Here is a 12149-nt window from a genome sequence, read left to right on the forward strand (position 1 = left end):
ACGCGAGACACTGCAGACAATAAGGAGAACCCCCACCATGGATCTGGACTTCAAGGTCGCTGATCTTTCCCTGCACGAGGCAGGCCGTAAGCAGATTGAGCTGGCTGAGCACGAGATGCCGGGGTTGATGCAGCTGCGGCGCGAGTACGAGGAGGAGCAGCCGCTCAAAGGCGCGCGCATTGCTGGTGCGATCCACATGACCACGCAAACGGCTGTGCTCATTGAGACGCTGACGCACCTGGGCGCGGAAGTCCGCTGGGCCTCCTGCAACATCTTCTCCACCGAAGATGCGGCTGCCGCGGCGATCGTCGTGGGCAAGGACGGCACCCCGGAGAACCCGCAGGGCGTGCCTGTGTTTGCCTGGAAGGGCGAGACCCTGGACGAGTACTGGTGGTGCATGAAGCAGATCTTCAGCTGGGGCGAACGCTACGGGGAGGCCATCTTCCCGAACATGATTCTGGATGACGGCGGCGACGCCACCTCCGCCGTGATCAAGGGCGCTGAGTTCGAGAACGCCGGCGCCGTGCCGTCTACTGATGAGACCGATTCGGACGAGCAGATCTCCTTCTTCAACATGCTGCGCGACACCCTGGCCGAGGAGCCGCAGAAGTGGACCCGCACGGCAGAGGAAGTCAAGGGAGTCACTGAGGAGACCACCACCGGCGTTCACCGCCTGTACCACTTCGCCAATGAGGGCACGCTGCCGTTCCCGGCGATGAACGTCAACGACGCGGTGACTAAGTCGAAGTTCGACAACCGCTACGGCACCCGCCACTCCGTCATCGACGGCCTCAACCGCGGCACCGACATGCTCATCGGCGGCAAGAAGGCCCTTGTCTGCGGTTACGGCGACGTGGGCAAGGGTGTGGCTGAAGCACTCGACGGCCAGGGCGCGATCGTGTCTGTCACCGAGATTGACCCGATCAACGCGCTCCAGGCGCTCATGGACGGCTTCAAGGTGGTCACGGTCGATGAGGCGATTGGTGATGCGGACATCGTCATCACCGCGACCGGCAACCTGGGCATCATCGGTTTCGACGACATGATGAAGATGAAGGATCACGCTGTCCTGGGCAACATCGGCCACTTCGACAACGAGATCGACATGGCATCCCTGCTGCACCGTGATGATGTCACCCGCGAGAACATCAAGCCCCAGGTGGACCTGTTCACGCTGCCGTCGGGCAACTCCATCATCGTCTTGTCCGAGGGGCGCCTGCTCAACCTGGGCAACGCAACCGGCCACCCGTCGTTTGTCATGTCCAACTCGTTCGCGGACCAGACCATCGCGCAGATTGAACTGTTCACCAACACCGACAACTACGAAAACCAGGTTTACCTGTTGCCGAAGATCCTCGACGAGAAGGTCGCGCGCATCCACGTCGAAGGCTTGGGCGGCCACCTCACTGAGCTGACCAAGGAACAGGCGGAGTACATCGGCGTCGACGTCGCCGGCCCGTTCAAGCCCGAGCACTACCGCTACTAATGATTGTCGCACTCGAGGGCATCGACGGCGCCGGCAAGAACACGCTGGTCCAAAAACTGATCCGCGAACTCGGGGCCACCGACAGGATCGACAGCGCGGCGACCATGGCGTTCCCGCGTTACAACGAGTCCCTCCACGCCCAGCTCGCGGCCGACGCACTGCACGGCAAGATGGGCGACCTCACCGACTCCGCCCACGGCATGGCCGTCATGTTCGCCCTCGACCGGTACGGGGTGGTCGAGGAGCTGCGGCAGTGGGCGTCGTCGCCAAGCGATGTGCTCCTGCTCGACCGCTACGTCGCCTCGAATGCGGCGTACACGTCGGCGCGTACGGGGCGTATCGACGACCGCGCGTGGGTCGCCGAGCTCGAATTCGATCGCCTCGGGCTGCCCCGACCCGCCCTGCAGGTGCTTGTGGACACCGCGCCGGACACTGCGCGGGCGCGGGCACGATCCCGCGAACAGGCGGACGCTTCGCGGGCCCGCGACCGTTACGAACGCGACGCCTCCCTGCAGGACGCGACGTACGCGGCGTATGCGGAAATGGCGGAGACGAACTGGGAGAGTCAGTGGGTCCGTGCCACTGATGCAGCGCCTATTATGGAAGTGATTGGGCACCTGCGCTAAGGAGTAACGATGCCACCGAAGATTCTGGTTGTTGATGACGACCCTGCCATCTCCGAGATGCTCACCATCGTCCTGGAAGCCGAGGGCTTTGAAGCCGTTCCGGTGACCGACGGCGGTGCCGCTGTCGGCGCATTCCGTGATCAGGACCCCGACCTGGTCCTGCTGGATCTGATGCTGCCGGGCATGAGCGGCGTGGACATCTGCAAGGAAATCCGCAAGGAATCCAACGTGCCGATCGTCATGCTCACCGCCAAGACCGACACTGTCGATGTCGTGCTCGGCCTGGAATCTGGCGCGGACGACTACATCACTAAGCCGTTCAAACCGCGCGAGCTCATCGCCCGCATCCGTGCGCGCCTGCGCCAGAACTCCGAGGAACCCAGCGAGATCCTGGAGATTGGCGATCTGCAGGTGGATGTGCCGCAGCACATTGTCACCCGGGACGGGAAGGAGATTTCTCTCACCCCGCTCGAATTCGATCTGCTTGTGGAACTAGCGCGCAAACCGCAGCAGGTGCATACCCGCGAAGAACTCTTGGAATCCGTGTGGGGCTACCGCAACGCCTCCGACACCCGTCTGGTGAACGTGCACGTGCAGCGGCTGCGCTCAAAGATCGAGCACGACCCGGAGAACCCGGAGATCATCCTCACCGTCCGCGGCGTGGGATACAAGACCGGTAAGTAGGGGATCGCTCTGGGTCGTTTTGGTCAGGCGAGGGACCGCTTCTCCCACAGGTGGCGCACCTCGCTGCAGGTCAGGTTCGTGGGCACGGTTCTCATCGTGTCCACGATTGTCATGGGCGTGCTCGTGTTAGCCCTGGCGTCTGTGGTGACGCAGCGCCTGGTCGACACGAAGATCGATAACGCCCAATCTGACCTTGAACGTGTCCGCGTTGCCGTCGAAGAGCAGCTCCAGAACACCGCCACGACGACGTCCACGCAAGGCCGCCTGAACACTGCGCGTGCTGCGTTGGCGCAGCGGTCGCAGCAGGATCAGCCGTCGACAGGCGCCTACGAGCCGGTGCTCTTGGTGCCGTCCGAAGATGGCGCGATCAGCGCCCCAGAGAACTTCGTCATTCCGCAGCGCCTTGTGGATTTCGTGGGGCGTGGGCAAGTGGCGTACCAGTTCACGCCGGCGCAGCACGACGGTGAAGCGTACAACGCGATGATCATCGGCACGCCGACCAACTCCGACATTCCAGACCTGCAGCTCTACCTGGTCATGGACATGGAGAGCGAACGGCAGACCCTGGCCCTCATGCGCGGTCTGCTCACCTCTGCCGGCATCGTGGTGGTGGTGCTCCTGGTGGGTATTGCGTGGCTGTCTTCTCAACAGCTCATTTCCCCGGTCCGCTCTGCTTCCCGCATTGCAGAGCGCCTGGCCGGCGGTCACCTCAAGGAGCGCATGGCCGTCGAAGGCGAGGACGAAATGGCCCGCTTGGCGCTGTCCTTCAACAACATGGCCGACAAGCTGTCCAGCCAGATTAACCAGCTCGAAGAATACGGTGACCTGCAACGGCAGTTCACCTCCGACGTGTCCCACGAGCTACGCACACCGCTGACCACCGTGCGCATGGCGGCGGACATGATCGCCGCCGACGAAGAAGCACTCGAGCCCCACGCCCGTCGCGCGTCCCAGCTGATGACCAAGGAGCTCGACCGCTTTGAGGCTCTGTTGGCGGACTTGCTGGAGATTTCGCGACATGACGCTGGTGTCGCCGAACTCTCCGCCACGAGCATCGACGTTCGCAGCCCGATCGAATCCGCCTGGGCGCAGACCAGCCACCTCGCCGAAGAGCTCGATGTTGCAGTGGAGTTCGACATGCCGGACACACCGGTCACGATGATCGGCGATCCCCGCCGTATCGAGCGCATTGTGCGAAACCTGCTGGCCAATGCCATCGACCACTCCGAGGGCAACCCGGTCGTGCTGGAGCTCACCTCCAACGAGGATGCCGTGGCAATCACCGTCACCGACGGCGGCGTTGGCCTGAAACCTGGCCAGGAGGAGCTCGTGTTCAACCGCTTCTGGCGTGCGGACTCGTCCCGCAAGCGCCATTCGGGCGGCACCGGCCTGGGCCTGGCCATTTCGCGCGAGGACGCCCAGCTGCACCACGGGCTTCTCGACGCCGCCGGCACCCCCGGCGTGGGCTCCCAGTTCCGGCTCGTGCTGCCGCGCGATCCCGAGGTTCCCTACTCGGAGCCGCCAGTGAACTTGGTGGTGCCGCAGGAGCCCGGGGCTGCTGAAGCGACAGATGCTGTGGGCGGCCCTGGCGTGGCTCCCCGTGAGATCGGATGGGCATATGTGGACCCCGGTTTTGCCGGTGCGAAAGCGCAGCGGATGGTGCGCTCCAAGGAAGAGGGGCGATAATGCACTTCATGAACCCCAGCACTCACCGCCGCCGCACAGCTGCCCTCGCGCTGGCTGGCGCTGGGCTGCTGTTCACTGCGACCGGCTGCGCCACGCTGCCGACAAGCACTGAGCCGCACGTGCTGCACCCGTTCAACGACCAGCGCGCTCCGATGCCCGTCGAAGAGCCCCGCGAAGGCATGGAGCCGGACCTACTCCTGCGCGAGTTCTTCGCTGCGTCCGCGAACCCGACCGGGGACTTCGAAGCTGCTCGCCGGTATATGACTGCGCCGATGGCGGAGATGTGGGCGCCGCGGGACATCACGTTCGTTCTCGATAGCTTCGACTTGACGTCGCGGGCCTCGACGGACCAGAACAAGCGCTCTTACTCTGTCGCCGGCCGCATCGTGGGCTACCTGCTGCCCGGTGGCGCGTTCCAGCCCGGTGACAACCGCCAGTACGAGGCGACAATGGAGCTGTCCCAGCAAGACGGCGAATGGCGCATTGGCGCCCTGCCAAATGAGGTGGTCATTGACCGCACTGACCTGCGCAGCCACTATGAACCGCGCAACCTCTACTACTACGACACCACCGGGCAGACGCTCGTGTCGGACCGCCGCTGGGTCTATGCGCGGGTCCCGTCGATAGAGACCCTGTTGATGAACATGCTCGTCGGCGGCCCTGAGGAGCGCATTGCTCCCGCTGTGCGCTCTGCCATCCCGGAGGACGTGGCGTTCACCGGGCTTAACGACGGCATCTACGAGTTCACTGGCCTCGCCGACGCCGACGAGCAAACCCGCGCCCGGTTCGCCGCCCAGGTGGTGTGGACCCTCAACGAAGCAGGGGTGCGCGGTCCGTACTCCATCAAGGCGGATGGTGCCGCGTTGCTCGATGAGTCCGTGGAGTTGACCACCGACGACTTCGCTGACCTCAACCCAGTCCCGCAGCCCGATGGTGGCCCCAGCTTGTATACGCTGTCTGACGGTTCCATCAAGGCTGTGAGCTATCCGGGCGGCGAGGACAGTGAAGTCGAGTCCATCCCGGAGCTGGACAAGATCGGCGACATTTCCCACATCGACATCAGTGACGACGGCGCTTACGCCGCGGCGGTGAACGTCAGCGAGCGGGAACAAGCTCTGGTCTTCGGCAGGCTCGGCTCTGACGGGAACAACGGCGACAGCGGCCGGGGCAACAGCAATAAGGCGAGTTCGCGGGAGGTTCTGCGCGCGGAGAGTCTCACCCGCCCCTCGCTGGAGCCGGACCACACTGCGGCGTGGACTGTTCTCGACGGCCAGCGCGTCGTGCGCCTGGACCGCTCATCGACGAACGGCGAGGTCACAGTCAACGACGTCGAAATGAGCCTCCCGGAATCTTTAAGCGGGGAGATTTCCGTGCTGCGGTTATCCCAGACTGGCGCGCGCGTGGTGATGATCATTGATGGACACCTGGCGGTCGGTGTCGTCGAAAGGCGTGACGACGGCAGCCGCGCCGTCGTCAACGTGGTGAAGTACGCCGCGACCGAACTCGGTGGGGCAGCCGTTGCTGTGGACTGGCAGCCGGACGGGTCCCTGCTGGTGGGAACGTCAATCATGAACACTCCCGTTTACCGGCTGGAGATGGATGGCTCCACGGCCACCGCACTGCCGTCGGGCAACATCAGCGGTCCGGTGGTGGCCCTCGGCGCGACTGACGACACGATGTACATCACGGACTCCAAGGTGCTCATGCAGATGCCAGTGCAGATCCGCGAGAACGTGAACTGGCGTGAGGTGCCCGGCCAGCAGGGCGTGCGCGCGGCGCCGGTGCTGCCAAGGCCCTAAAGAGAGCTCGGGGGCGCGGGCATGGGGATGCTGGGGGAGTTCGGTGAGCTTATCTTGCCGCGCCGCTGCGCCGGCTGTGGGGAACACGGCCACCTACTGTGCTCGGCCTGCCGGCGCCAGCTGGCCTCCCCGCCGTTCCGGCACTCACCGAACGTGACGCCGCATGTGCCGGTGTACGCCCTTGGGCCGTATGCGGACCCGCACCGGGGCGTGGTGTTGGCGATGAAGGAGCGCAACAACGTCGCGGTGCGCCGCCATGTCGGGGCGGTCGTCGCCGCCGCGTTGGACTATCTGGAAGCCCGCGGTGACCTCCCGGCCGGGACCCATCTCGTGCCTGCCCCGACACGCCCTCGGTCGGCGCGGGCGCGCGGCGGTGACCCCGTCACCGCGATCTGTGCGGCGAGCGGACGTCCCACCCATCGGGTGCTGGCGTTGCCTGACCGGCTGGCCGACCAAGCCGGTTTGGACGAAGCTGGCCGGCGCCGAAATCTGCAAGGAAACGTTGTCTTGACTGGTGTGCCGCGGCAGCCGGTCGTGGTGGTTGATGATGTGGTGACGACGGGGGCGACGTTGCAGTCGAGCGTCGAAAAGCTCATGGCTGCAGGCGCGACTGTGACTGCGTGCCTTGTGCTGTGCGCAGCGTAAAGACAGTAGCAGTGAACCAATGGATGAACAAGATGAACTAATGGCTGACAGATATTAGCGGGCGGTATAATTTAGGTGAAACGGTATATAACGATTGTGTTCAAAACGTCCGATCCGAAGCCGAAGGAGGCAGCAGATGACTTCTGCAGACGAGAACCGCCAAGAAACCTTGAGCCCGAACGCCCAGGTGACCATCACCGGCCGAAACGTTGAGGTACCGGAGCACTTCCAGGAGCGCGTGAACACAAAACTGGCCAAGATTGAGAAGCTCGATCCGACGCTGAACTTCTTCCACGTTGAGCTGAAGCACGAGCCGAACCCGCGCCGTGAAGCCCAGGCCAACCGCATCCAGATCACCGCGACCGGCAAAGGCCACCTCGCCCGCGCGGAGGCGAAAGAGGACAGCTTCTACGCTGCGCTGGAGTCCGCGATTGGCAAGATGGAGCGTTCCCTGCGCAAGGTGAAGGTCCGCCGCGAGATCTCCATGGGCGGCCACCGTGCACCGAAGTCCACCTACGAGGTCACCTCCGAGCTCGTCGCGGAGGCCGAGCAGGCACGCCAGGAGCAGGACGACCGTTATGCCGACAAGTACGCGGAGTCCATCAACGAGAATCTGCCGGGCCAGGTCGTGCGCACCAAGGAGCACCCGGCCACCCCGATGTCCGTCGATGAGGCACTGTCTGAAATGGAACTTGTCGGCCATGACTTCTACCTGTTCATCAACGCCGAGAACCAGCGCCCGTCCGTGGTCTACCGCCGCCACGCCTACGACTACGGCCTGATCACGCTCGTTCCGGAGGAAGAAGCTTAAGCGTTCGCCGCTTGTCAACGCTGCCTGCCCGGCCCCACGCCGCGGCAGGCAGTTTCGCAACTTCCGACACGCTTCCCAGCTGCCTGAAAGTAGGACTTGGGTGGGGCGTGCGTACAATTGTCCTTTGAATTTGAATTCTGACCCAGACACAAAGGAAGCACCACGTGTTCGGACTGTCCAAACTGCTGCGCGCCGGTGAAGGCCGCACGGTCAAGCGTTACGACAAAATTGCTGACCAGGTACTCGCCCTCGAGGACGAGTACGCAGCGCTGACCGATGAAGAGCTCAAGGCCAAAACCCACGAGTTCAAGGCGGCTCTGGCAGACGGCACGAGCATGGATGAGATCCTGCTCGACGCCTTTGCCACGGCCCGGGAGGCGTCCTGGCGCGTGCTGGGGCAGAAGCACTACAAGGTGCAGATCATGGGCGGTGCGGCCCTGCACTTCGGTTCCGTCGCCGAGATGAAGACCGGTGAGGGTAAGACTCTGACCTCGGTGTTGCCGGCCTACCTCAACGGACTGGGCGGCGAGGGCGTGCACATCGTCACGGTCAACGACTACCTGGCTAAGCGTGACGCCGAGATGATGGGCCGTGTGCACCGCTTCCTCGGCCTGACCGTCGGAGTGATCCTGTCGGACCTGCGCCCGCCGGAGCGCAAGGAGGCCTATGCTTGCGACATCACCTACGGCACCAACAACGAGTTCGGTTTCGACTACCTGCGCGACAATATGACCAAGTCGGTGGAGGACATGGTGCAGCGCGGCCACAACTTCGCCATCGTTGATGAGGTCGACTCGATCCTTATCGATGAGGCCCGTACTCCGCTGATCATCTCTGGCCCGACTGATTCGACGAGCCAGTTCTACACCGTCTTTGCTCAGCTGGCGCCGCGCATGAAGGCCGGCATCCACTACGACGTGGACCAGCGCAAGCGCACCGTCGGTGTCTCCGAGGTCGGAGTGGAGTACGTCGAAGACCAGCTCGGCATCGATAACCTCTACGCGCCGGAAAACTCCAGCCTGGTCAGCTACCTGAACAACGCCATCAAGGCGAAGGAGCTGTTTACCCGCGACAAGGACTACATCGTCCGCCAGGGTGAGGTCCTCATCGTCGACGCGTTCACCGGCCGCATCCTGCCGGGTCGTCGTTACAACGAGGGCATGCACCAGGCGATCGAGGCCAAAGAGGGCGTGGAGATCAAGAACGAGAACCAGACCCTGGCCACCGTGACCCTGCAGAACTACTTCCGCTTGTACAACAAGCTGGCCGGCATGACTGGTACGGCTGAGACGGAGGCTGCGGAGCTCAGCCAGATCTACAAGCTGGGCGTTGTGGCGATTCCGCCGAACAAGCCGAACATCCGTAAGGACCACGACGACCTGATCTACAAGACTCAGGAAGCGAAGTTCGCCGCTGTGGCCGAGGACATCGCGGAGCACGTGAACAAAGGCCAGCCGGTGTTGGTGGGTACTACCTCTGTCGAGCGTTCGGAGTACCTGTCGCAGCTGCTCTCCCGCAAGGGTGTCAAGCACAACGTGCTCAACGCGAAGTACCACGAGGAAGAGGGCCGCATCATCGCCGAGGCCGGCCTGCCCGGCAACGTGACCGTGTCCACCAACATGGCCGGCCGCGGTACCGATATCGTGCTCGGCGGCAACCCGGAAGTCCTGCTCGACGCCCGCCTGCAGGAGCAGGGCCTGGACCCCTTCGAGGACGAAGAGGCGTACCAGGAAGCATGGGATGCCGGTTTGCCGCAGGCGAAAGAGAAGAGCGAGAAGCTTGGCGACGAGGTGCGCGACGCCGGCGGCCTGTACGTCATCGGCACTGAGCGGCACGAGTCCCGCCGCATCGACAACCAGCTGCGCGGCCGTTCTGGCCGTCAGGGTGACCCGGGTGAGACCCGCTTCTACCTCTCCATGCGCGATGAGCTGATGGTTCGCTTTGTCGGTGCGTCCATGGAGAACATGATGAACCGCCTCAACGTTCCCGACGATGTCCCGATCGAGGCTGGCATGGTGTCCCGCTCCATCAAGGGTGCGCAGTCCCAGGTGGAGAACCAGAACTTTGAGACCCGTAAGAACGTCCTGAAGTACGACGAGGTTCTCAACGAGCAGCGCAAGGTGGTCTACCGTGAGCGCCGCGAGATCCTTGACTCCAAGGACATCAAGGACCAGATCCGCCGCATGATCGACGACACTGTCGGCGCTTACGTCGACGGCGCCACGATGGATGGCTACGTCGAGGACTGGGACCTGGACCAGCTGTGGACCGCGCTCGACTCCCTCTACGGCCCATCCATGACGCCCGACGAGCTTATCGACGGCTCCGAGTACGGCTCCCCAGGCGAGCTTTCCGCCTCCCAGTTGCGCCAGGCCGTTATCGACGACGCCAACGCTCAGTACGACCAGCTGGAGGACAACGTCGCCGAGATCGGTGGCGAAGAGCAGATGCGCAACGTCGAGCGCATGGTCATCCTCCCGATCATCGACACCAAGTGGCGTGAGCACCTCTACGAGATGGACTACCTCAAGGAAGGCATCGGCCTGCGCGCCATGGCGCAGCGCGACCCCCTGGTGGAGTACCAGAAGGAGGGCGGTGACATGTTCAACGCCATGAACGACGGCGTGAAGGAAGAGACCGTCCGACAGCTGTTCATGCTGCGCAAGCAGTTCGAGCGCCAGCAGGAAGGCGTTGACGGCAACGGCGCAGAGGGCCCTGGCACCGTCCAGGTCTAATCCTCACAGGATGCGGAAGGTGATCAGGCGGCTCTCGTCGATAAGCGCGACCCAGCCATACGTTCTCCCGTCAGACACAATGCTGCCGTAGAGCTCGGTGCCGTGGGGCGTGTCGCGGCCATGGCACGACAGCACGCGCACAGTCGAGGGTGACTGCAACGCGCGACGCCGCGCCGCAACGTGTTTGCGCACACCGAAGCTATACGCGCGTTGTTGCAGAACGCGCAGCTCTCGGACACCGAACGCGGCGTCGAGAGCAATGCGCACAAGCGGCGACAACCGCGAACCGCTCGGCAACGGAGATTCCGGCTCCGGGCCGACCGCAGGCTCCGGAACAAGGACCTTCAAGTGGGTGTGACCGGGGACAGGATGGTACATGCGTGCCTCCATAGGGGCGGGACAATGGCGGCAGCGGACGCGACGTGGGCTATGTATCATTGTGCCGGTAAAAGCAGTCCTGCGGGGCGCGGTGATGCGCACTACAGTGAGCAATGAAAGGACGTGGATGATGCAGGGTTTGATCGTGGACTACTGCGGTGTTCTGGACGTCGATGAGGAAGACACCCGCCGCTGGCGAGAGCTGCTGGCCGCGCTGCGCGAGCACGACATTGCCACCTCGATCCTCTCCAACGATCCGGGCGGGCCTGACGCGGACCACATCCGCGAGTGGGAGTTCCGCGGCCACGTCGACGCGGTGGTCCTGTCCGGTGAGATCGGCGCGGAAAAGCCCGAGGCCGCTGCATTCCAGGCTGCTGCCGACGCGATGGACGTGCCGCTGAACGAATGCGCGCTGATTGACGACAACATCCTCAACGTCCGCGGCGCCGTCGAAGCCGGTTTGATCGGCATCCTCCACACTGCCTTCGACCGCACCGTCGTGGAGATCCAGTCCCTGTTCGACATCGAGGGCGAGTTCTAGCGTGCGCGTGTACATCCCCGCCACGTTCGGCATGCTCAAACAGCTCGACAACGATGGGCTGATCCACGCCCGCAACGGCTGGGCATTCGCCGCGACGCCGGCGCTGACCGAGTTCTTCACCTCCGGTGACGAGGAAGAGATCGAACTCGTCGCGTTCGACGACGCCGCCTTGGCATCCCTGCGCCTGCTCGCCATCGGTGACGAGGAGGACTTCCCATACCGCCGCGTGGTCATTTCCGCCGACGTTGACGCGAGCCTGGAGCCGGAGATGGGGGAGTCCACGGTCAAACTCGCCGGCCCCGTCGCGCTTGAGGACGTCGCCGCCATCCACATCGACATCGCCGAAGCCGAGGACGCCACACGCCGCGCCACAGAGCTTATCGACGAAGCCGACCTCGGCGACCAAGACGCCGAACTCGCCGTCGGTGACGCCCAGGACAACTATCTGGCCTTTTACGACCCCACCGAGCTGCCCTTCCTCATCGAGCTGCTCTAGCCGCCCCCGGCCCGCTGTTCTGGGCCGGCGCCCTGCTGCCCCGCCGGCCTAGCCTGGCGCCCTGCTGCCCCGCCGGCCTAGGCTGGCACCCCCATTTCCCGGTTAGCTAGTTCTGTGATGTCTGGGGTCTTTTTGGACACGGAGTCCAGGGGGTTTTTGGACGTGATGTCTAGCGACTTTTTGGGCGTTCGTGGCGGTGGAATAGCCGGATGGCTATTCCATTGCACAAGCGCAGAAAGGTCGCAGATTTCGATCCTGTCCG

General features: G+C 63.8%; 11 protein-coding genes. 10 read left to right on the forward strand and 1 reads right to left on the reverse strand.

The genetic code is table 11. The annotated features are described in order from the left end of the window. The first annotated feature begins 37 nt into the window (after positions 1–37). The 8 genes from ahcY to secA all read left to right on the forward strand — a co-directional run bounded on the left by ahcY (position 38) and on the right by secA (position 10472). Positions 38–1486 carry an adenosylhomocysteinase gene (gene ahcY, locus KBX18_RS01600; RefSeq protein WP_255994556.1) on the forward strand — a complete coding sequence of 483 codons (1449 nt, stop codon included), beginning with the start codon at positions 38–40 and terminating at the stop codon, positions 1484–1486. Then, positions 1486–2112, forward strand: coding sequence for a dTMP kinase (locus KBX18_RS01605; RefSeq protein ID WP_255994557.1), 627 nt, complete (start codon positions 1486–1488; stop codon positions 2110–2112). The genes ahcY and KBX18_RS01605 overlap by 1 nt, the downstream gene beginning before the upstream one ends. A gap of 9 nt (positions 2113–2121) precedes the next feature. Continuing rightward, positions 2122–2796 (forward strand): MtrAB system response regulator MtrA, encoded by a 675-nt coding sequence (gene mtrA / locus KBX18_RS01610; protein ID WP_005286095.1) that lies wholly within the window; start codon positions 2122–2124, stop codon positions 2794–2796. Positions 2797–2859: 63 nt separating this feature from the next. Continuing rightward, the gene (mtrB, locus tag KBX18_RS01615; RefSeq protein WP_370687214.1) at positions 2860–4482 is read left to right on the forward strand and encodes an MtrAB system histidine kinase MtrB; all 1623 of its coding nucleotides are present in this window, start codon (positions 2860–2862) and stop codon (positions 4480–4482) included. A gap of 8 nt (positions 4483–4490) precedes the next feature. After that, positions 4491–6281, forward strand: coding sequence for an LpqB family beta-propeller domain-containing protein (locus KBX18_RS01620; protein WP_255994558.1), 1791 nt, complete (start codon positions 4491–4493; stop codon positions 6279–6281). A gap of 21 nt (positions 6282–6302) precedes the next feature. After that, positions 6303–6926 carry a ComF family protein gene (locus KBX18_RS01625; RefSeq protein ID WP_255994559.1) on the forward strand — a complete coding sequence of 208 codons (624 nt, stop codon included), beginning with the start codon at positions 6303–6305 and terminating at the stop codon, positions 6924–6926. A 136-nt stretch (positions 6927–7062) separates the two neighbouring features. Further along, positions 7063–7737, forward strand: a complete 675-nt coding sequence (gene hpf, locus KBX18_RS01630) for a ribosome hibernation-promoting factor, HPF/YfiA family (protein ID WP_255994560.1) — start codon at positions 7063–7065, stop codon at positions 7735–7737. 164 nt (positions 7738–7901) lie between these two features. Continuing rightward, entirely contained in the window at positions 7902–10472 is a 2571-nt protein-coding gene (gene secA / locus KBX18_RS01635; protein WP_255994561.1) for a preprotein translocase subunit SecA, read from the forward strand. 3 nt (positions 10473–10475) lie between these two features. Here secA and KBX18_RS01640 read toward each other — a convergent pair whose 3' ends face one another. Continuing rightward, complete coding sequence (locus tag KBX18_RS01640) at positions 10476–10850, reverse strand: hypothetical protein (protein WP_040423399.1); 375 nt, start codon at positions 10848–10850, stop codon at positions 10476–10478. 130 nt (positions 10851–10980) lie between these two features. On the opposite strand from KBX18_RS01640, the gene KBX18_RS01645 reads away from it, so the two are divergent. Both KBX18_RS01645 and KBX18_RS01650 read left to right on the forward strand, forming a co-directional pair. Then, complete coding sequence (locus KBX18_RS01645) at positions 10981–11391, forward strand: HAD-IA family hydrolase (RefSeq protein WP_255994577.1); 411 nt, start codon at positions 10981–10983, stop codon at positions 11389–11391. Position 11392: 1 nt separating this feature from the next. Next, a complete protein-coding gene (locus KBX18_RS01650) occupies positions 11393–11887 on the forward strand; it encodes a hypothetical protein (protein ID WP_255994562.1) in 495 nt (164 codons plus the stop codon). Positions 11888–12149: the final 262 nt, after the last annotated feature.

Source organism: Corynebacterium sp. CCUG 69979 (assembly GCF_024454095.1).
Taxonomy (GTDB): domain Bacteria; phylum Actinomycetota; class Actinomycetes; order Mycobacteriales; family Mycobacteriaceae; genus Corynebacterium; species Corynebacterium genitalium.